We start from the raw sequence: 23,330 nt of genomic DNA on the forward strand, positions 1-23,330 counted from the left end.
TTAGAAATTATTTTCCATTAAGAGGCAGCCCCATTAATATTTAGTAAATTTTCTCTATAAGTAGCTTTATTGAACCACTCTATCATCTACCTTGTTATCCTTATATTGCTCTAATAACATATCTATTTCTTGTTTTAATTCTAAAATTTCGGTTATGTTTTTGTCTGTTTCAGTTCTATCCAACTTTCTTTGATACTGCATAGCTTTATGTGTATCACCTAAATCATATAACTCTTGTATTCTATTTAGAGTGTCTCTAATTGCTATAGACTTCATTTGATACATAGCCTGAGCTTTCATTATATCCTCTCTTATTTCACTCATTTCTTGGTCTAAGAGAAACGCAGCATCAGATGCTCTTCTAAGTCTTTCTGCTAGAGTCTCAGGTATGTAATGGTCATATTTATATTTTAATGAATGTTCTATTGTAGCCCAGAAATTCATTGCAAGAGTTCTTATTTGTATTTCACATATAATTTCTTTTGAGCCCGCAATTGAGTTTATAGGATATTTTATTATAACATGATAGCTTCTATAACCACTATCTTTGTAGTTTGTAATATAATCTTTTTCTCCTATTATAGTCATATCATTTCTTACTTTTATCAAATCAACTATATAATATATATCTTCAACAAACTGGCACATTATTCTTATACCAGCAATATCATCAATTTCAGTTTCTATATCTTTCGCATTTAGCCTTTTTAACTTAGATATTATGGAAGATATTTTTTTTGTCCTTCCTGTGACAAATTCTATGGGAGAATACTCGCCTTTTGCTAAATATTCTTTTCTTATATTTTTAAATTTTATTTTCAATTCTTCTACTGCATGTTCATAAGGTGCTAGTATTTCATTCCATTTTTCGTATTCCATATTGCTCACCCTTTATTTGTTTTTTATGACCTTCTTTATTTTATCATAATTTATTTTGTTTTTGTATAGTAAAGCAATTCTCCATCTTCTAAGATATACCCTATTTCGTCTAAATCAATTAGGTAACTTATAACAGATATCAATGAAGATTTAAAAAAATGATACTCTTTATAATTATTGCTTAAATTATTGTTATTTATAATATTTTTTAGTAAAATTTCTAAAGATTTTGGTTTTTCAAGTAATTGTCTTATTTGGTATAAATATTTCTCTAAAGCATTCAAATGCTTTTCTATTAATTTATAAGCATCTTCTTTTGATATCACTTGTTTTCCATGTCCCAAAACCAAATACTCAAAATCTATACCTTTTAACTTTTCTAACGAGTTCATTTGCTCTTGTATATCATATAAAAATAAGAAATCGAATTTTGATAGAATTTCATCTCCTATCAAAAGGTCTCCCACAAAAATCACCTTATCTTTAGTTAAAACAGCTATACTTCCAGGTGTATGTCCCTGAAATTCAATTATATCAAACATTTCATTATTTAGTTCCAGCCTACCTGCATCTATAGTTTTATCTATTTCTATATCATCTAACATTTTACTTTTTAAAATACTATCCATAAATATATTGCTTTTCCCCCCAACAATATACTTTGAAAATAATTCTGGGTTTTCTATATATAACTTATCGTATTTTGATGACATTACACACACATCTTTATAGTGTTCTTTAAATTGATTACATGCCCCATAGTGGTCATCATGACCATGAGTGTTTATAATATATCTAACTTGTATTTTATTTTCATCTAATACTTTGGTTACTCTTCTTGGCCTCGAACCACATAATCCTGGGTCTATCATAAGTGCTGTATTATCCTCAAACACATATATTCCTGTATTTGTACCACCTTTTATAAAAAAAGTATTTCCTTTTACTTTTGTTAGATTCACCATCTTCACCTCATTTTGACAATATTTATACTACAAGTTATTATTTATTTAATATAAGACTCTAGTAGAATAAGTCTTTTTATTCTATTAATAGTTCTTTTTTTTATTTTAGGTTCTTTAGATATCCTTATTTTTACATTATATGCTAAATCTCTGTAAAATAGCGATTCTATAAGATATTCAACTATGCCTCTATCCTTAAAATCTATATCTATAATGCTATTAGAATATAGTTTTGAATCTAGTATCATAAGTTCATCAAAAAAGCTTAATCTCTCAGATTTACTCAAATAATCTTTACTTGGAATAAAGCTTTCACAATAATCTATTCTATAATTTACCACTTCATCATTTATTTCAAATCCATGTTGTCTCTTCATCAAGTCTTTATAAGCATTATTTTTCTTAGTCACATTATCTAGATTTTTGTTATAGTCCTCTTTTTTCCAATGTCCAAATAATCTACAATTTAGTGGTCTGACTTCATATATTAAACACCTATTATTATCATCTTTGAATGGACATGAATTTTTTTTAGAATACTCTTCAAAATAATAGTCTACTATTTTAATTATACATCTTCTTCTTAAATCCGCTCTATCTTCAAGATAACAAAATATATTCAAAAACTCAATTAAATTTATACCTACCGATTCCATACAACAATTACCACAACCAGAACAATTTCCAGTTGGTAAAGATTCATATACATCATTTAATTTATTAAAGAGCTTATTTTTAGTGGAATAATCTATACAATTTAAAATATCTTTATTTTTTATACTAGTCATTATTATTACTCCTTGTTATAATTATTAAGTTAATACAAACAATTATTATAACATATTTTTTAAATTTAATCGCATGAGGAGGCATTTTATGAATAGATATACAAAAATCATTAATATGATGGGAAGTTACTATACAAAAGACTTTGAAAAAGAAAAAAAGAATGTAATAAAAGTTAGAGAAGTTAAAGAGGATACTGTCAGAAAATTTTTCTTACAAGGTGACTGTGAAGTTCTAGTAGTATTTGAAGATACTGGCAAAGAAATCCTTATTGACGATTTTTCTCCTGAAGAAGATATCAAAAAATACTTAGGAGTAAAATTTATAAATAAAAAAAGATAGTTATTAAAACTAAACATCTAAATTAAATTTTAATAACTACAAGTTATTATTATATGCTTTCATAATTAAAAGTTATCTTTTATCTCTTTTTTAGACTTTAAGATAGCTTTTTTTCTATTTTTTGTAAAATAATTCCATAATACACACTAATATTTCACAAAATGATATAATATAACAAATAGATAAATTTTTTAAGTTTCTTAATACTTAATATTTTGCGAGGTGATTTTATGCAAATTTATTTTAGAGTTAAAGCTGTTGGCAAACGTAGACCTATGCTAGAACTTACCCCCTTTGATTTATCTGACAACATCAATTGCCTAAAAGAGGCTATCTCTGAAATTGTATCTAAAAATGTTCTTGAATATAATGAAAAGACCCCAGAAAAATCAATAATAAGCTTTTTAACTAGTGAAGATATTGAGTCTCAAGCTACTATTGGAAAAGTTGGATTCGGCTCTATCTACAATGAAAACAAACAATCTATAGAAAAAGCTATAGAAGTTGCACTACAAGCATTTGAAGATGGAATCTATAAAGTTCTTATAAACGAAGATGTTATTGAAGAACTCAATTCTCCTATAAATTTAAAAGATAGTGATATATTCACTTTTATAAGACTCACTCTACTTGCTGGAAGGATGTTTTAAAATAAATAAATTGGAGGTACATAAATGTCAGAACGTACTAGATTAGAAAAAAATCCTAAAATAATTGAAGATTTTAAAAACAATCTTACTAAATCTTCTTCAAAACCATATTACGATTTAACTGAAGCTCTTTGGGATTGTGTAAAAGACGAATCATACTATTATGATGTAAAAGATGAAAATAAATTCTTAGATATGATAAAAAAATACTATAATTGTTATTACTATGAAATTGAAAGTGTAGACACATTACTTTCTGGCCCTTTAAAAAATGCTTTAGAATTAATGTTTACTTCTGAGCAAGTAGAAGAACTTTGTCAATTAATTAAAAGAAAAATGAATTATACATATTCAGGAGGATACTATCGTAAAGGGTATCGCTCAAATAAACTTAAAGATTATTTTAGAAGTATAATTAGGCTTATTTCACATTATGTGAGTTTGATATATTACGATTTTTCTGTATTAGATTATCTTACACTTCCAGATAAAGTTCTTCAATATGATTATATAATGAGTGATAAAATCGCATTAGAAATAGATAATGGAAATGATGATGTAATCAATGCTTTAGAAGAAGTAATTTTTGGAGAAAATCAAACTGCCCTACTTACTAGACAAATGATAATTGGTATTATGAAAAGTCATAGTGAAAAATGCTATGAAATGCTTTCTAAACTTCTTTTGGCTGCTAAGCAACAAGAAGGTCTTAGACAACAAATTGTAGAAAGCCTAGACGAAGGTACAATTCCTGCATCTGTCTATATGTTAAAAACTATCCTAGATAACAATTTAGAAAGATTTAGTTCTGTTATAAGAGCTTTAGATACATGGACAGGGCTTGGTTTTTCAGACCAAAAACCTGGAATAATTCGTAAGTGCTTAGAACTTTCATATAAATCATTGACTGATAAAGAGTTTTGTATAGAGTCAATTAACAGTAAGGATAACCTTGAAATTTATTTTAGTTTATGGGCAGCTGCAACTTACAATATCTATGATTCATACACTCTTATTGAAAAATTGCTTTCATATGATGAAAAGTACAAAAAACTTGTGGCTCTTTACTTCTTATCAAATACAGAAAGTACATATTTTAAACACTCTGTTGCATCTAAAAATATTAAAGGCGACGATTTAGAGATACTTGCATGGGTAGTTAGAAATTTCTATGTAGAAAGTTCTGTTGGTTACTACTATAATTGGCAAAACCAAAAAGTTGATTTTGACTTATCAAATTCTCCTATTAATAAAGACTTTGATGCTAGAAAGGAACAATTTGAAAATCTAAAACATACTTTAGAACTTTTAAATTCAAAAACTAAGGAATTTTCTGGCAGTGTATTTCCATGGTCTTGGGTCGAAATTTCTTCTTACAGTATCCTTAGATGCATGATGACATTAACAGCATATGATATGAATACTCAATTTATGGATGTTCTAATGGACAACTATCTTCTTATGAGTTCTGATTTAAGAGCTTCATTTATAGCTAATTTTATAAATGAGCCAAAAACAGATAAACAACGTAGTTTCTTATTAGAATGTTTGAGCGATAAGAGTGTTTCTAATAGAGAAATTGTATTAAGTCTACTTAAAGAACTTGACTTATCAGATGTAGAGTTAGACAGAATAAACAACTTACTTACTTTAAAAACAAGCTCTATCAGGCAAACAGTAATAAAGATTTTACTTGAACAAGATGATTTAAAACTAGAAAATATTGCTTCTTCTCTAATAAAATCTTCAAATTCGCAAAAATGTCTTGGAGGACTTGAAATTGTAAACTTATTAAAAGACAATACTGATAGACAAGAACTATACAATAAACTTATTTCATTAGTGGAAAGTGTTGATAAGTCTAAAAAGAATACATCTCAAGTTCAGATATTAATTGATAATTTATTAGGTAAAGCAAAAAATGATTATTGTAAAGAAAATGGATTTGGGATATACAATCCTGAAAATAAGCTTCAAATTCCTGAACAATTTGATTTTAAATACGATTCCTCTACTCCATCAAAACTTAATAAGATTATTTCCAATTTAAGCTTATCTTCTAATGAGGATTCTGTTTCTATATCAACTAAAAAAGAAGCTAAGAAGATTCTCGATGTAGATATAAATAAAATATTAAAAGTATATGAAAAATTTGATGAACTTATTATTGAAAATGCAGATTATGAGTATGAGGTTGAGAGATGGTCAGGTAATATGGATAAAATACTTTTAGGTTACTCTACATATAATCTAACTCCTATTAAACATATAACTGGAAATAATAAGGATACTATTGATAATTATCCATTAGCTGAACTTTGGAGAGAAACTAGTAAGAAACTTAATTTAGATTATAAAATAATCCTTGATATTTTATTTTATAGCATACGCTCATGCTCTTATCATGAAATAGAAAAAAGTTGGTTTTCATCTATATACTCAAATGTCCTTGATGAAAAAAAACAAAAAAAATTATATACAAAATTAGATAAATTAAAATTTGATGTTCTTACAAGAAAAATACTTGCAGTATTACTAAATGAATTTGACCAGAAAGAAATGTTTGAATACTGTTTAGATACATACTACAAACTTAGAAACCTATTAACTACTGAACAATGTAAAAAGCAAAGAGTTGAGTTTACTAAAAACTACTATAGACAAAATGAATACTGCCCTGCTTTAGATGCACCAATTTTAAACTATTGGCTTGGAAAGGCACATTCATTTATTTATGATGATATTTCTTTTACTAAGTTCTTCTATACTACATTTGCAAATTATCAACTTTTAGAATATAAATTCCCATTTTATACTAATATAGATATATTTGCTCGTGCATATGAATTGGGATTAATGACTGAGGAACAAATCAATCGAGAAATTGTAACTGGATACAATGCAACAAATATAATACGAATTTTGACAAATCCTAGATGGGGTGGTGATACATTAGAAAAACATCCATGGCTTGAAAACAATATAAAAACAGTTACAAATAGAATTATAGAAATCGAATCACGTAGGGGTGATATGCCAACAGAAGTTTCTCATCTAGCTGATAATATACAACATTTTGAGGGTATGAATTATTTCGTAAATATCTTAGTTGCTCTTGGTAAAGAAACTTTCCAAAGAGGATATTCATATGGTAGTAATTATTCAAAAAAAGATGTTTTGAGTTCTCTACTTAAAAATTGTTATCCTACTAAAGAAGATAATTCTAAAGAATTAAAAAAATTACTTAAAACTACTGATATTACTGAATTAAGATTAATAGAAGCTGCTATGTATGCTCCTCAATGGGTAAATATAATTGAAAAATATTTAAACTGGAAAGGTTTAAAGAGTACAATTTGGTATTTCCATGCACATATAAATGAAGGCTTCTCTGCTCAAAAAGAATCAGAAGTTGCTCTATTCTCTCCTATATCACCACAGAGTTTCATGGATGGAGCATTTGATGTGGATTGGTTTTTAGATTCATATAAAACTATTGGAGAAGAAAGATTCAATCTCCTTTACAAATCAGCTAAATACATAACTAGTGGTGGAAACTCTCACAGACGTGCACAACTTTATGCTGATGCTACACTTGGAAAACTTGATAAAGATATGCTGATGAAAGAAATTGAAACAAATAGAAATCAAGATAAATTGAGAAGTTTCTCTTTACTTCCTATGAAAAAAGGAGACCTTAAAGAAGCAACTTTCCGTTATGAATTTATTCAAAAGTTTGCTAAAGAAAGTAAACAATTTGGTGCACAACGTCGTGAAAGTGAATCAAAGGCTTGTGCTATAGCAATGGAAAACTTAGCTAGAAGTGCTGGTTTTGAAGATATCAATCGTATGATGTGGGCTCTTGAAACGGAAAAACTAAATGAGGTTGCTCATATATTTAAACCAAAGAATATTGATGGAACTTCACTTTGGATAGATGTTGATGAAAAAGGAAAAACATCTATAAAAGTCCAAAAAGGTGATAAGACTTTAAAAAGTGTACCAAAAACTCTTGCAAAACATCCATATGTACTTGAACTTAAATCAGTACAAAGAGATTTAAAAAGTCAGTATTCTCGTGCAAAACAAAGTTTAGAGCAAGCTATGAAAAATGAAACAGTATTTACAGTTAAGGAAATCTCCAATATTTATAAAAACCCAGTTATTTGTCCTTTAGTTAAAAATCTAGTTTGGCTATGTGATGATACTATCGGATATATATATAATGATAAGTCTAAGTTCTTTATTTGTGATACAACTGGTGAACCTTATAGATTAACTGCAAAAAATAAATTAAAACTTGCACATCCAGTTCATCTGTTTGAATCTGGTAAATGGAGTGAATTCCAACATGACTTATTTGATAAGCAAATTGTTCAACCATTTAAGCAAGTGTTCCGTGAATATTATAGAATAAATGCTGACGAATTATCTGAAAAAACTATATCTCGTAGATATGCTGGCCATCAAATCCAGCCAAAGAAAACTGTAGCACTTCTTAGAAATCAACTTTGGACTGTTGACTATGAGGAAGGTTTACAAAAAGTATTCTACAAAGAAAATATAGTAGCAAAGATGTTTGCACTTGCAGATTGGTTTTCACCAGCAGACATTGAACCTCCAACTATTGAAACAGTAGAATTCTTTAATAGAAAGACTTATAAAAGCTTAGAACTAGCTTCTATACCGCCAATTCTTTTCTCTGAAGTTATGCGTGATATAGACCTTGTTGTAAGTGTTGCTCATGCTGGTGGTGTTGACCCTGAGACAAGCCACTCTACTGTAGAGATGCGTATAGCTATTGCTAAAGAACTACTATTGCTATTAAAGATTAAGAATGTCAATTTTGAAGGCTCTCATGCTCTTATAGCAGGTAATTTAGGTGATTATTCTGTACATATGGGTTCTGGTATTGTACATAAAAAAGGAATGGGTGCTTTAAATATACTTCCTGTACATTCTCAAAGTAGAGGTAAGATATTCCTTCCATTTGCTGATGAAGACCCTAAGACTGCTGAGATTATGTCTAAGATATTATTACTTGCTGAAGATAATAAGATTAAAGACCCTAGTATCTTAAGCAATTTATAAATATAAAACTATCTCTAAAATATATTGGACTTTCTAATTTTTTAAAGAAAGTCCAATATATTTTACACTATAACTTATATAAATTAACTCATAATTATAAATCATTTTTATATAAACTTTTCTTATATATCATCTTTATAATACTTATTGTATAACAGAATTTGTTCCTCTCTTTTCACTAGAATCTTTTAACCCTATAAAATCTATATAGAAAATCTTTTTCTAGAGATTTATTTAATATGGCATTTTCTTGAAAATTTATAAACCTTATCTCCAAGGAAGATTTATTTATAGGTATAATCTTATGTATAAGCCTTAAATTTACTATGTATTGTCTATGAGTCATAAAGAAATTAGGAGGTAGGCGTTTTTGCAAGTCATCAAAGTTCTCGTAAAATTTTATTGTATCTTCATCTTTAGTATATAGATTGATAGCCCTTGAATTTTTCTCAAACATAACTATATCATCAAAGTTAATCATATGTATCTGTTTCCTTATTTTATATACAAAAAGAGTGTCTTCTATAAAATTATTTTTAGCAATTTTATGAGAGTTAATATGGTCTATTGCTATGTTAATTGAATCAAGTATTTTTTCTTTTTTAAATGGCTTAACTATAAAATCTATAGGATGTACTTTAAAACTCTCAAGACTGTAATCAGCAAAACCTGTTACAAATACTATATGTATATCTTTATCTATAGAAAGAATTTCTTTGGCAGAATCAATCCCATTTTTATATGGCATATCAATGTCAATAATCAATAAATCTATTTTCTCATTTTTTATAAATTCAATTGCTTCTATGCCATCCTTGACTTTCTTAACATAATCTACATATCCAGATTCTTTAACTATATTTGCTATATCATCTCTTACAATTTTATCATCATCACAAATCAAAACTTTTATCATAAACTTCTCTCCTCCTAACTAATAATATTTTGGTATTAAGATTACAAATTCAGTTAAAAAATCATCACTATTTACAAGTATACTATAATCATACTTATCTAATATATTTTTAACTAGATATAACCCAAAACCTCTATCTTGTCCTTCTTTAGTGCTAAACCCATCCAAAAATATACTTTCAACATTATGTATTTTAGGACCATTATTTTTTATGGCTACAATATACTGAAATTCATCTTCATATGCATGCAATCTTATATACTTCTTTTCCTTTTTTATAGCAGACAAAGACTCTATTGCATTGTCTATTATATTTAATAGTACTGAACTCATGTCGTTAGGTTCAATCTCTAAATTATCCATAAAATCTTGAATATAGACATCAAAAGATATATTCTTTTCAAGGCATTCCTCATATTTTAATGAAGCTATAGCATCTAAATAAGATACTTTCCCATACCTTGAGTTTTTTGATTTAAAGTTATTTGATATATTCATTATATATCCTTTAGCATCTTCATCTAACCCAGTATTTAATAGAGAATACACTACTTGCAAATGTTTCAAATAGTCATGTTTTTGACTTCTTAATTTGACGATTATATTATCCTTATGATTTATTTTACTATCTAGCTTTTGTAACTTGGATTCTTGTTCATTGTTATTATTTATCAATCTTATAAATTTAAAACCTATATAACAACTTAAAATAATTAAAATTAGAAAAAATATAATGTTTAATACTCCTTCAAGTAAAGAATTATATCCTAAACTTAATTGTATATATTGAATACTCTCCATGAATAAAATCCATACAAAACATGATAAAAAAAATGTTAGTAGTCCTCTTTTTAATATGTCTAATTCTTTGTAAAACCTATACTTATTCATTATAAGGTTACTAAATATAAATAAGGTTAGTATTACTATAGGAAATATAAAGTTATTCTCCATAATTTCCCTCCCATCTACAATTTATATGAAAATTATATCATTTTAAAAAAATTATGTAAAAAGTCAAAATTTACATATAGATTAACTAAACTTGTAAAAACACATATAAATTTGTACAATTAACTGATTAAAATTTGAAAATACTTACTTTGCTATATATTTTAGATAAATATATAATTGATTTAGTTAAGAAAGGAAGGTGGTAAACATGAAAGATAATTTGAAAATAGTACTAAGGTATATAAAAAGTTATAAAGCTAGGTCTTTAGCAATTGCTGTGAGTATAATTCTTGCCACATCACTCATTGTCGGTATTGGTACCCTCTCAAGAAGTTCTCAGCAAGCAGATGTAGATAGATTGAGAAGAGAACTTGGAACTGACCATGCATACTTTAAAGATATAAAGATAAATCAATTAGAATCCATAAAATCTAGTAAAGATATTAAAAATTTGGGTATAACATCTTACTATGCATCCACAGATGTTAATGAAAAATTACCTATAAACATAGAATATGCAAATAAAAATTACTTGACTAGCCATTCTAAACTTATAAAAGGTAGCTTTCCAAAAGCTAGCAATGAGGTGGTAGTAGAGAAATGGGTCTTAAATAGTATGGGTTTAAAACCAGAGATAAATCAAGACCTTACTTTTAAATTATATCAAAAAGAAAATCCAGAGACTTTTAAAGTCGTAGGAATACTTGAAGATAGATATATAGAAAAGAGCAAGGGAAAATGTGAAATTTTTTTGAATCTCAATGAATCAAAATTGGATAAGTTTACAGCTTATGTTGAATTTAATGAGGGCAGTGATATAAATACAAACATAGACAATATAGCAAAAAATGCTATGTTGGATGAGAATAGTATAGGAAAAAACTCAATGCTTATAGACTCTACTATGGAAAATGGTATTTTAGATGATTCAAGTAAATTCGTTGCAATTGCTATGAGTCTATTTGCTGGTATTGTAATATATAGTATCTATGTTATATCAATATACCAAAGAGTACAGGAATATGGTGTCTTAAGAGCAATTGGAGCCACTAATTTTAGGATTTTCAAACTTATGTTTTATGAACTTTTCATACTTGCTTTGATAGCAATGCCTATAGGTATATGTACAGGTATGGGGGGAGCACAAATATTTAATAGGTCTGCAGGAAATATTAAATTTGAAGGAAATATAAATGTTACACCTTTTGTTATTCCAGATAAAATAATCCTCTTATCAATTGCATGTACAATACTAACAATACTGATTATAAGTTTCTTTACATACTTAAAAATAAGAAGAATTTCCCCTATTGATGCTATCAGAAAAACTTTTGGAACTGATAAAAATGTAACCAAAGTTAATTCTTTAATATCCAAATTAACTTTAAATATATCAGTAACAAAATCTATATCTGCGAAAAACATCTTTAGAAATAAAAAGGGCTTCATTGTAATTATATTATCTATGAGCATAGGAGGTATAATCATCATAAAAGACAATTATAAATCTTCTTTTTTAGATGTCCAAAACAAAAGTAGTCAAGAGCAAACATATATGAATGCAGATTTTATTCTATCAAATGTTTTTCTAAATGAAACTGGCAACAGCACTTCTTTCAAGGATATAAAGGGTTTTAATGATAATCAGATAGACAAAATAAAAAATATAGATGGAATTGACAAAATAAAAACTGCTAGCATATTGAACACGAGAATAGAGGTAGATACAATAAATAGATTAGATTACTACGAAGCTATAAATTCAGCTCCTTATTATAAGAAATTTCCTCTATTCACAAAAAATAAGACTACCGGAAAATATACACTAAAACAAAAGTTAAGAGGTTATGATGATGAGATGATAAAATCATTAGAAAAATACTTGGTAAGTGGAAGTATAAATTTGAAAAAAATGAAAAAAGAAAACTTGTCTATAGTATATGTACCAGAAATTTCTAAAACACAGAAATATTCAAAGACTTTTACTCCTGGCGCAGGCACACCAGCTGTAGATATAAAAGTAGGCGATACTATAAAGGTCAAATATCCAAAAGTTGGAATAGATACAGGACTTTATGAAAGTCAAAAAGATAATTATGAATATCTAGAATATGATTTTAAAGTTGGAGCTATTGTAAGTTATCCTTTTGCAGATAATGGTATGTACTCTGGAGATGAGGGTGTAGATGTAATAACGAGTAGCGAATATCTAAAAAAATTAACTGATGTAGATAAGTATAACTTAGTTTATATAGACCTTAATAAAAATGCAAACAAGAAAAAAATAAATAAACTTTTGGGTAAAATTGGAAGTGAAGTTCCTGGAACTACAACGGTAGATATGATGGTAGAAAAAGAAAACTCTGATAAGATGACATCTAGGTCCATGATTTATAATTATGGTATAGTAGCAGTGATGTTCATAATTAGTGTATTTAATATAATAAATAACATAAGTTATAACTTAACCTCAAGAACTAACGAATTTGGAATGTTAAGAGCTATTGGTATCTCTGAGAAAGGATTTAAAAATATGATACTCTATGAGGGAATATTATATGGAGCACTCTCAAGTATAATTACCATTGTGGCTGGTCTTATAATACAATTTAAAATGTATTACCTGCAGGGATTTGTATCATATGGATTGGGATTTTCAATAGATTACAAAATATATATCCTAGTTGTTTTAGCAAACATAATTGTAGGTATTCTAGCTACATATATTCCATCAAGGAAGATAAATAAAATTAGTATAGTCGAAGCTATAAACATTACAGAATAGGAGGAGTAATTATGCCTATATTAGAGATTCTTAACTTAGGTAAGATTTATGGAAAAAAAGAAACATCTGTACATGCACTAAAGGATGCAAATTTAAAAATAAATAAGGGTGAATTTGTTGCAATAATTGGTCCAAGTGGAAGTGGGAAAAGCACATTTCTACATTTAGTAGGTGGTCTTGAGAGACCAAGTAGTGGAACTATAAAAGTCGATGGTAAAGATATATGTTGCCTTTCAGATAAAGAACTAGCAAAATATAGAAGACAAAAAGTAGGATTTGTCTTTCAACAGTATAACCTAATTCCAGTATTAAATGTAAAAGAAAATATAGAATTACCACTAAAGTTAGACAATAAAAAAGTCGATGAAGAATACATCAAAGACCTTATAAATTTATTGGGGCTTAATGAGAGGAAAAATCATCTTCCAAATCAATTATCTGGTGGTCAACAACAAAGAGTTGCTATTGCACGTGCTTTATCTACAAAACCAAGTATAATCCTAGCAGATGAACCAACAGGAAATTTGGACAGCAAAACTACAGAAGAAGTCATGGATTTACTAAAAAGTTCAATAAAAAAATATAACCAAACGCTTATAATAATAACACATAATGAAAATATTGCTAGAAAAGCAGATAGAATTATATCTATAATAGATGGAGAGCTTAGTTAAACTAACACTCTAAAATCATTTATAGAAAAGAGGATTTAAATGTTATTAGTTTTAGGTAATTTAAATTTAGACTTGGATTTTGACTACAGAATAATAAGAGAAGAAAATGATGATGTAGATATATTTATAGATATTAGTTATCGTAGCTTAGATATAGATACTGATGGTTCTAACTTATTTAATTCTAGAATCCAATTTCCATTTGTAAGAGCATTAATTCTAAGATTAAATAAGAACAAGCAATGTATGACAATTCATTTGTTAAGAGATATAGATTTATTTTCTGCCTTTGCTAACTTCGAGGTAGATTACAACGACTCTGTCATAAATATAAAAAATCAAAATGAGAAAGTTATTCTAAATAAATCTATCAAAAAGTAATAAGGGGGCCTTAATAGGCCCCAGTTTTTTTGTTTTCTATACCTATTATATCATGATAAATAGATTAGTCAATAGAATTTTCTGAATATTTTTATAATTTTTTCATAAAGTTTTTTATATATTATACTTTAAAATTATATGTAATAAAAAAATTTTGTGACTAATTTTAAAGTTAATTGATTAAATATACATATTCAAAATCAATATAAATTTTCTTACCTTTTATCATTTTTATTTAGGTTTTAAGTTATAATCTATCATTAACAAATATTTATATATAGCTCTAATAAAACTCTATTTATATGCAAATCTAATAATTTATATACAAGTCTAATAACTTATATTCAAGTCTAATAGAATTAATATTCTAAAAGAAATATTATTTACCATAATAAACTTTTAAATATATCTCTTTTAATTCACTCATCAATGGATATCTAGGATTTGCACCTGTACATTGGTCATCAAATGCTTGTTCAACCATAGCATCCAATCCCTCTAAGAATTTAGCTTCATCTACTCCTGCCTCTTTTATAGTCTTAGGAAGACCCACTCTTGCCTTTAATTCATCTATTGCTTTTATAAGATTATCCACTTTTTCTTGGTCTGTATTTCCTTTAATTCCTGCGAAAGAAGCAAATTCAGCATATCTTTGTATACAATCAGGGTATCTGTATTGTGAAAATGCGCCCATCTTATTTGGAGCCTCTGCACAATTGAACTTAATTACTTCATTTATTAACAATGCATTTGCAACACCGTGTTGAACATGGTGGAATGCACCAAGTTTATGTGCCATAGAGTGGCAAATTCCTAAGAAAGCATTTGCAAAAGCCATACCAGCCATAGTAGATGCCATTGCCATTTTTTCTCTTGCTACTTTATCAGTCTTTCCATTTTTATATGCACGAGGTAAATATTCAAATATTATTTTGCCTGCTTGAAGTGCTAGTCCATCAGCTGGTTCAGTTCTTAGCATAGATACATATGCCTCTAGTGCATGTGTTAATGCATCAACACCTGATGCTGCTGTTAATCTTGGTGGCATTTCCATCATCATATCTGCATCAATTATAGCCATATTTGGCATTAATTCATAATCTGCTAATGGATATTTTACACCTGAATCTTGGTCAGTTATAACTGCAAATGGAGTTACTTCTGAACCAGTTCCTGCTGAAGTAGGAATAGCTGCAAAGTATGCTTTTTCACCCATCTTAGGGAATGCATATACTCTTTTTCTTATATCCATAAATCTCATTGCTAAATCTTGGAAATCTACTTCTGGATGCTCATACATTACCCACATTATCTTACCAGCATCCATTGCACTACCTCCACCTACAGATATTATTAAGTCTGGTTGGAAATCGGACATAGCCTTAGCCCCTTCTCTTGCACAAGCTAGTGTTGGGTCTGGAGCAACATCAAAGAATGTAGTATGCTTAATTCCCATTTCATCCAATAAATCAGTTAGTTTTTTAGTATAACCATTATTGTAAAGGAAAGAGTCTGTTACTATAAAAGCTTTCTTCTTGTTCATGACATCTTTAAATTCTCTTGCTGCTACACCTAAACATCCTTTTTTGAAATAAACTTTTTGTGGGGCTCTAAACCAAAGCATATTCTCTCTCCTTTCAGCTACTGTCTTGATATTAAGTAAATGCTTAACTCCTACGTTTTCTGATACTGAGTTTCCACCCCAAGAACCGCAACCAAGAGTAAGAGATGGAGCTAATTTAAAGTTATATAAATCACCTATACCACCTTGTGATGATGGAGTATTAACTAATACTCTACAAGTCTTCATAGCATTTACAAACTTCTCTACTCTCTCTGGTTGATTGATAGAGTCTGCATACAATGATGAAGTATGACCATACCCACCATCAGCAACTAATTTTTCAGCCTTAGCAACTGCATCTTCAAAACTCTTAGACTTGTACATTGCAAGGACAGGAGAAAGTTTTTCATGTGCAAAAGGTTCCTCTACTTCAACAGATTCAACTTCGCCAATTATTATCCTAGCTGTTTTTGGCACTTCTACATCTGCCATTTTTGCTATTACATGAGCTGGTTGTCCAACTATTTTTGCATTTAAAGTTCCATCAATTATTACTACTTTACCTACCTTTTCTGTTTCTTCTTTATTTAAGAAATGTGCTCCACGATATTTAAATTCTTTTTTAACTTCTTCATATATTTTTTCTGGTACTATTACTGCTTGCTCAGAAGCACATATCATACCATTATCAAATGATTTTGATACTAATATTGAACTTACAGCCATTTTTATATCTGCACTCTCATCTATTATTGCTGGTACATTTCCAGGTCCAACTCCAACAGCTGGTTTACCTGAAGAATATGCAGATTTAACCATTCCAGGTCCGCCAGTAGCTAATATAAGGTCTGCTTCTGCCATAACAACATTAGTCAATTCAATTGAAGGCACATCTACCCAACCTATAAGACCTTTTGGTGCTCCTGCCTTAACTGCTGCATCATGTACAACTCTAGCCGCTTCTATAGTACAGTTTTTAGCTCTTGGATGAGGGGAGAAAATTATACCATTTCTAGTTTTTAGTGCTATTAGGGACTTGAATATTGCAGTTGATGTAGGGTTAGTTGTTGGTATAACTGCTGATAATACACCTACTGGTTCAGCAATCTTTGTAAATCCAAATGCCTCATCTTTTTCTATAACACCACAAGTTTTAGTGTCTTTATAAGCATTATAGATATACTCTGAAGCGAAATGGTTTTTTATAACTTTATCTTCAACAATACCCATACCAGTCTCTTCAACTGCCATTTTTGCTAGGGGAATTCTTTGTTGATTTGCTGCAGTTGAAGCAGCTAAGAAAATTTTATCTACTTGCTCTTGTGTAAATGTTGCAAATTCTTTTTGTGCTAATCTAATTTCCTCTAGCCTCATTCTTAATGTCTCAACACTATTGACAATCTCAGGGCTACATACTTCAACAGCTACTGTTTCTACAACCTTTTCTTTTTTCTCCATAACTAAAAACCTCCCTAAATAATTATGCATCTCCTATTTTTATAAATCTTAAATGCATCATCTATTATATTTTTAACCTATACTTAAAATAATTTTATAGATTTCATATCTATACTTTAGATTTTATTTATTTTATGCCCTTAGGTCAAGAAGTTTTTTTCTGAATATTTTGTCAATTTATTTTTTAACAAATATATTATTTTTTTTACTTTTATTAAATTTTTTTATTTAAATAAGATATATTTCATTTGAATAATTTACTTTGACTAAATAAACTACTAAAATGATAATTTATATCTTTCACTTTTTTTATTTATTAAATTTTATATGTTATTTTTACAAGTAAGACATAATATTTTTGTCATATTTTCATAAAATAACACTTATTTTTGATTTATATGCATTTTTTCTTTTGATAATGACTATGTAATTTTTAAAAATATATAAATTAAAAACATTTTAGTTTCTATAAGTTATTTTTAAGTCAATATCTTAAAATAATATTTTTCATGTAGATAAACAATTTTTATATCAACCTCGTTAATTTTTTACTTACAATATGTATACAAAAAATTTTACAGCACAAAATTATTTATAAATTCTTAGTTTATTATCATATTAATTAATTTTTTCTCAGGTATATCCAATCAATTAATTGTGAATAAAAATTAATTTAATTGGGTAAAAGTAGATATCATAAAAAATTTTATATTAAATTTGTAGTACTTATATAAGAGATAAAATTTCCTATAATATTTTTTCATTAAATTTTTTCTTTTACAACAAATACTTACTACCTTTTGATATAATATTTTTATCAGTTATTATATTCAGGTTTTGAAAGGAGTATTAAAATGAGTTTATTAGTTTTCGGACATAAAAATCCAGATACAGATTCAATATGTTCTGCAATTTCATTAGCACATTTAAAAAACAAATTAGGGATAGAAGCAACAGCTTATGCTTTAGGAGACATCAGAAAGGAAGCTAAATACGCCTTAGATTACTTTAAGGTAGATGCACCTGAAATCTTAGATAACGTTAGAATACAAGTTAGAGATTTAAATTATGATAAGGTAGTACCTTTAACTCCAACTTCTTCTATATTAGAAGCCTATAATCTTATGGATGAAAAAAAGGTTAAAACATTACCTGTAACTTATGAGGATGGAACTTTTGCTGGTATTATTACCATGAAAGAAATAGCTAAAAACCTTCTTCATCAACATTTTACAACTATACACACATCACTATCAAATATCTGCAAAAACCTTAATGGTAATATCCTTGTAGATTGTGGTGAAGATGTAAAAGGTAGAGTTGTTACTTTATCATTTGGTATGGAAACCCTGATAGAGACTTTAAAAGAAGGGGATATAGCTATTGTTGGCGATAGATATGATAGTATTGAATACGCAATTGATACAAAAGTTAAGCTTTTAATACTTACCAATCATACAAAAATTTCAAAAGACTTACTAGCTCTTGCTAAAATAAATGGAGTGTCTGTTGTTTCTGTTGAAAGTGACAACTACAAAACTTCTAATGTCATAAATCAATGTAGTTTCTTAGATTCTATAGAAGCCACAGATAATTTGATTACATTTAAAGAAGATGACTATATGGATGAAATAAAAGAAATTATGTTAGAAACAAATTTTAGATCTTATCCTATATTAGATGATGACAATAAGTTTTTAGGATTAATTTCAAAAGGGCATCTATTAAATCCATCTAAAAAGAATGTTGTTTTAGTTGACCATAATGAATATGCTCAAAGTGCTGATGGAATTGAACAAGCAAATATAGTTGAAATAGTTGACCATCATAAACTTGGTGGTATTTCTACTGATGTTCCTATGTCTTTTAGAGTTATGCCTGTTGGATGCAATAGTACTATAATTTATCAAATGTATAAAGAAAATAATGTTGAGATACCTTATGAAATAGCTGGTCTTCTTTTATCTGCTATATTATCTGATACATTATTATTTAAATCTCCAACAACTACTGATATGGATAAGAAAGCTTGTGAAGAATTAAGTAAAATAGCAAAAGTAGACATGGAAAAATATGCTATGGATATGTTTAAATGTGGTACTTCTTTAGATGAGTTTACTATAGAACAAATAGTAAATATGGACTTTAAAGAGTTTAACATGAGTGGACATAGAGTTGGTATAGGACAAGTATTTACTTTAGACACAGACTCTATATTTGCTAAGAAGGATGAATTTTTATCTTATATAAATTCAACTGATTATGACAAATTAGTTCTTGCAGTTACAGATATAATAAAAGAAGGTTCTTATTTAATTTACAAAGCAGAAGATAGATTGATTGCTGATGCATTTGGTATTGAAGGAGTTCAAGGAACATTTGCTCCAGGTGTTGTATCTAGAAAGAAACAATTAGTACCTAACTTAACTACTGCAATTAAAAATTTTAAATAATATAAAATCTTTAAACAACACAAAAACTGTTTCAAATTTAAATTTGAAACAGTTTTTTATATTTTTATTAAACCCTTCAATATATTTAATGTCTTTGTTAAAGTACATACTTAGTTACAATATGTCACTTAAAAATTTACTGTTTGAAATTCTTTTATAACAATATTAAATTCCATAAAAAAATACACTATTAGAAAACTCTAATAGTGTATTTTTCTCTTCTTATTATATATTACACTTTAAATTATTCCTTGACTGGTTTAGCTGGTGTAAACTAAACCAGTCTCTCTCAAATATTAAGCACTTTTTTCTTATTATGTTCTTTAGGATTTATTGTCTCTATTATTGTAAACCAAAGTTATGAAATTGTAAATAGAATATATTACCATTATAATGTTTTTTCTTAAATAAAAATATACAAATAACTTTCTTTTCTTAAATAAAATCGCTAAAATAGCTTTAAAAAATGTTAAAATAAATGTTTTCCATCTATCTTCTATATTTATTTTAATATATTATATATTAAAAACTTAATCATAAATAATTTAATATAATTATTTTTCTATAATACTTTAAGATGATGTTCTGATAAGATTACTGGAGTTATTTAGTATAATAAAAATTTAATAGATAATTAAATTTCAGTAAAACAAAGTATAATAGAATAAATTAAAAAGTGAGATGTTATTATATTTTCTAGAGAATATAATAACATCTCACTTTATCTTTAAGTTGTATATATTTTTTCTTTTATCTGTGTCCTAGTTTTTTTCAACGTCTGAGTAATCTACTCCAAAAGTTTCTACAGTTACAGCTTTCATAACTTGCGGAGTCTGTGGCTTGTCCGCTGCTCCTGTTCTAACTGATGCTATTTCATCAACTGTATCCATACCTTCTATAACTCTACCAAAACCTGCATATTGACCATCTAAATGTGGTGAATTTTTATGCATTATAAAAAATTGAGAACCAGCTGAATTAGGTGCCATAGTTCTAGCCATTGATATAACGCCTCTTTCATGCTTTAAATTGTTAGTGAATCCATTTCCACTAAATTCACCTTTTATAGAATGTCCTGGGCCACCCATTCCAGTACCATTTGGGCATCCACCTTGTATCATAAATCCTGGTATTACTCTATGAAATGTTATTCCATTATAATATCCATCATCTACTAATGATACAAAATTTTTAACTGTATTTGGTGCTATATTTGGGTACAACTCAATTTTTATTTCTTTTCCATTTTCCATTACTATAGTTACTATAGGATTTTTATTTTCCATGACTTATTACCTTCCTTTTTATTAATTAAATTACACAATTACATTTATTATATTATACTCTAAATTAAACTCTAGCAAGTATATTTTTTCCTATTTCATATCCTTCTTGATATATAGTTTTACAAAACTCATCATCAAAGTTAAGAGTATCTTTAGGTGCAAATTGAGTGTTAGGTCTAACTACTATTATTTTATCTTCATTATATATTTTTTTGATGTCATCTGGTAAATCATAATTATACTTTGTGGATATCAGAATAATTTTATCCACATTATCCACAATTAAAGGCTCAATTAACGCACTCCTAATTAGACCTCCATCCAATTTAAAACCATCATAAATACCATCTTGCACATCCTTCATGAATTGTTCTTTAAATCCAAGAGTAGCATTTGGATTTGATGGTAACAATCCACTATATGAAATGCTTAAAATTGCTTCGTCTTTAGGCATTTTTGACACATTTACAACCTTTTCTGATACTACCTTATTATTAACTTCTACATAGTTAACATAGAAGTTCATTTTCTCTATTTTACTACTATCTAGTTCTCTCAGATTATCTATAGCTGGAGAATTATCCACAGTATTATTTACTATTTTCACATTTCCGTTCTGGATATCTTTTATATTTGTCCACATTTTTTTCAAGTTATCAACATTACCTGTGTATAAATAATATCCATTTATTGCTCCTATTGATGTTCCTGAAATTGAATAAAAATGATTTATTCCATTATCATACAAAGCGTTAACTACCCCTGCTTGGTAAGCTCCCTTTGCTCCTCCACCTTCTAAGCATAGTCCTAGTTTCATAGTTTCATCTCCAAATTGTTTATCTTATATTTATATTTCAAAAAACTTACTAAATGTTTTATATATACTATAATGGTCTTCAACATTACCTAATTCCCTTATAGAATGCATTGCTAAAATTGGACTTCCTACATCCACAGATGGTATATCTACATGAGTAGAGGATATTGGACCTATAGTACTTCCACCCCTCTCATCTGACCTATTTACAAATTCTTGATACTCGACATTAGCTTCCTTACATATATTTTTGTAAACAGCTATAGAATATCCATCACTTGTATATGCTTGACTTGCATTTATCTTTATAACAGGCCCTTTTCCCATAACTGGTTTATTGGTTGGGTCATGTTTTTCTGGAGTATTTGGATGAATAGCATGAGCTAAATCTGATGATATCATGAAAGACGAATAAATAGCCTCAAAAAATCCTTCTCTATCTTTCCCTATTGATAAACATATTCTCTCCAATATATTTAATAGCATATTTGAATCTGCACCTTGTTTAGTAGAACTTCCAACTTCTTCATTGTCAAATACAGCCATTACATTTACACCACTTTGTCCTTTAGCATCAACTAAAGCATTTAAACTAGCATGTACCATTGCAAGATTATCTTGTCTTCCAATAGATATAAATTCCTCATTAGCCCCTATTAAACTTCCTTTTTCAAATTCATATAAGAACAAATCAAAGTCTATTATATCTTCCACTTTTACATTTAAATTAGATGATATTTGTTTTAAAAGAAAGTTATCTTTTTCTAATGTATCATTTAATAATCCAACTAAAGGTAACATATCTTTCTGCTTATTATATGAATGACCATCATTTATGCTTCTATTCAAATGTATAGCTAGATTTGGTATTATACAAATTGGTTTTTTAAAGTCGATAAGTTTTTCCTTTGGCTTAAGTACACTATCTCCTTTTAAGACTACTCTTCCAGCTATACCAAGTGGTCTATCTAACCATGTACTTAATATTGCTCCTCCATAACATTCTGTATTCAGCTTCAAATAAGCTTTCTCAGCTTCTATTTCTGCATTTGGCTTAATACTAAATGTAGGAGAATCTGAATGAGAACCTATTATTCTAAACCCACCTTCTTCTATATTATCTGAGTTAACTACAAAAGCTACTATAGCAGATAAATTTTTAGTCACGTAGTATTTTCCACCTACTCTTAGATTCCATTTCTTATTTAAAGCTAACTCTTCAAATCCATTTTTATCTAAAACTTCTTTAGCACTATCAACTGCGTGAAAAGATGATGGGCTATCGTATATGAAATCTATTAAATTTTTAGCAAAGCTTATACTATCCAT

16 protein-coding genes are annotated in these 23,330 nt (G+C 27.9%); 7 read left to right on the plus strand and 9 right to left on the minus strand.

Translation table 11 applies throughout. The features are described from left to right. Positions 1 to 66 precede the first annotated feature (66 nt). Genes IC214_RS06675 through IC214_RS06685 form a run of 3 tightly spaced genes read right to left on the minus strand, consistent with a single transcriptional unit; the run spans position 67 to position 2,632 of the window. Complete coding sequence (locus IC214_RS06675; protein WP_227435483.1) at positions 67 to 879, minus strand: GTP pyrophosphokinase family protein; 813 nt, start codon at positions 877 to 879, stop codon at positions 67 to 69. A 50-nt stretch (positions 880 to 929) separates the two neighbouring features. Then, positions 930 to 1,841: an MBL fold metallo-hydrolase gene (locus IC214_RS06680; protein WP_413926648.1), complete on the minus strand. Its 912-nt coding sequence runs from the start codon at positions 1,839 to 1,841 to the stop codon at positions 930 to 932. Positions 1,842 to 1,885: 44 nt separating this feature from the next. After that, positions 1,886 to 2,632, minus strand: a complete 747-nt coding sequence (locus IC214_RS06685; protein ID WP_227435487.1) for a YkgJ family cysteine cluster protein — start codon at positions 2,630 to 2,632, stop codon at positions 1,886 to 1,888. 88 nt (positions 2,633 to 2,720) lie between these two features. Here IC214_RS06685 and IC214_RS06690 point away from each other — a divergent pair, with 88 nt between their 5' ends. From IC214_RS06690 to IC214_RS06700, 3 genes are all read left to right on the plus strand, one after another. Next, the gene (locus IC214_RS06690; RefSeq protein WP_227435489.1) at positions 2,721 to 2,972 is read left to right on the plus strand and encodes a hypothetical protein; all 252 of its coding nucleotides are present in this window, start codon (positions 2,721 to 2,723) and stop codon (positions 2,970 to 2,972) included. A 230-nt stretch (positions 2,973 to 3,202) separates the two neighbouring features. Next, positions 3,203 to 3,622 (plus strand): hypothetical protein, encoded by a 420-nt coding sequence (locus IC214_RS06695; RefSeq protein ID WP_227435491.1) that lies wholly within the window; start codon positions 3,203 to 3,205, stop codon positions 3,620 to 3,622. Between the two features lie 24 nt (positions 3,623 to 3,646). After that, the gene (locus IC214_RS06700) at positions 3,647 to 8,713 is read left to right on the plus strand and encodes a DUF4132 domain-containing protein (RefSeq protein WP_227866414.1); all 5,067 of its coding nucleotides are present in this window, start codon (positions 3,647 to 3,649) and stop codon (positions 8,711 to 8,713) included. A 178-nt stretch (positions 8,714 to 8,891) separates the two neighbouring features. Here the strand turns inward: IC214_RS06700 and IC214_RS06705 are convergent, their stop codons facing one another. Both IC214_RS06705 and IC214_RS06710 read right to left on the minus strand, forming a co-directional pair. Continuing rightward, positions 8,892 to 9,629, minus strand: coding sequence for a LytR/AlgR family response regulator transcription factor (locus tag IC214_RS06705; protein WP_227825094.1), 738 nt, complete (start codon positions 9,627 to 9,629; stop codon positions 8,892 to 8,894). Between the two features lie 18 nt (positions 9,630 to 9,647). Next, the gene (locus IC214_RS06710; RefSeq protein WP_227825093.1) at positions 9,648 to 10,583 is read right to left on the minus strand and encodes a sensor histidine kinase; all 936 of its coding nucleotides are present in this window, start codon (positions 10,581 to 10,583) and stop codon (positions 9,648 to 9,650) included. A gap of 208 nt (positions 10,584 to 10,791) precedes the next feature. Here IC214_RS06710 and IC214_RS06715 point away from each other — a divergent pair, with 208 nt between their 5' ends. From IC214_RS06715 to IC214_RS06725, 3 genes are read left to right on the plus strand one after another with little or no spacing between them, the layout of a single operon-like run. Beyond that, positions 10,792 to 13,368 (plus strand): ABC transporter permease, encoded by a 2,577-nt coding sequence (locus tag IC214_RS06715; protein ID WP_227866415.1) that lies wholly within the window; start codon positions 10,792 to 10,794, stop codon positions 13,366 to 13,368. An 11-nt stretch (positions 13,369 to 13,379) separates the two neighbouring features. Further along, complete coding sequence (locus tag IC214_RS06720; protein WP_227483393.1) at positions 13,380 to 14,042, plus strand: ABC transporter ATP-binding protein; 663 nt, start codon at positions 13,380 to 13,382, stop codon at positions 14,040 to 14,042. Between the two features lie 39 nt (positions 14,043 to 14,081). After that, entirely contained in the window at positions 14,082 to 14,423 is a 342-nt protein-coding gene (locus IC214_RS06725) for a hypothetical protein (protein WP_227483394.1), read from the plus strand. A gap of 379 nt (positions 14,424 to 14,802) precedes the next feature. Here the strand turns inward: IC214_RS06725 and adhE are convergent, their stop codons facing one another. Then, positions 14,803 to 17,445, minus strand: a complete 2,643-nt coding sequence (gene adhE, locus IC214_RS06730) for a bifunctional acetaldehyde-CoA/alcohol dehydrogenase (protein ID WP_227435504.1) — start codon at positions 17,443 to 17,445, stop codon at positions 14,803 to 14,805. Positions 17,446 to 18,299: 854 nt separating this feature from the next. Between adhE and IC214_RS06735 the strand changes: the two genes are divergently transcribed. Then, the gene (locus IC214_RS06735) at positions 18,300 to 19,898 is read left to right on the plus strand and encodes a putative manganese-dependent inorganic diphosphatase (protein ID WP_227866416.1); all 1,599 of its coding nucleotides are present in this window, start codon (positions 18,300 to 18,302) and stop codon (positions 19,896 to 19,898) included. A 761-nt stretch (positions 19,899 to 20,659) separates the two neighbouring features. Here the strand turns inward: IC214_RS06735 and IC214_RS06740 are convergent. From IC214_RS06740 to IC214_RS06750, 3 genes are all read right to left on the minus strand, one after another. Next, complete coding sequence (locus IC214_RS06740) at positions 20,660 to 21,184, minus strand: peptidylprolyl isomerase (protein ID WP_227435515.1); 525 nt, start codon at positions 21,182 to 21,184, stop codon at positions 20,660 to 20,662. Positions 21,185 to 21,248: 64 nt separating this feature from the next. Then, positions 21,249 to 22,001 carry a patatin-like phospholipase family protein gene (locus IC214_RS06745; RefSeq protein ID WP_227435517.1) on the minus strand — a complete coding sequence of 251 codons (753 nt, stop codon included), beginning with the start codon at positions 21,999 to 22,001 and terminating at the stop codon, positions 21,249 to 21,251. A 30-nt stretch (positions 22,002 to 22,031) separates the two neighbouring features. Continuing rightward, on the minus strand, positions 22,032 to 23,330 hold the full coding sequence (locus IC214_RS06750) for a M18 family aminopeptidase (RefSeq protein WP_227825089.1): 1,299 nt from the start codon (positions 23,328 to 23,330) through the stop codon (positions 22,032 to 22,034).

The organism is Clostridioides sp. ES-S-0190-01 (assembly GCF_020658275.1).
Classification (GTDB): Bacteria; Bacillota; Clostridia; order Peptostreptococcales; family Peptostreptococcaceae; genus Clostridioides.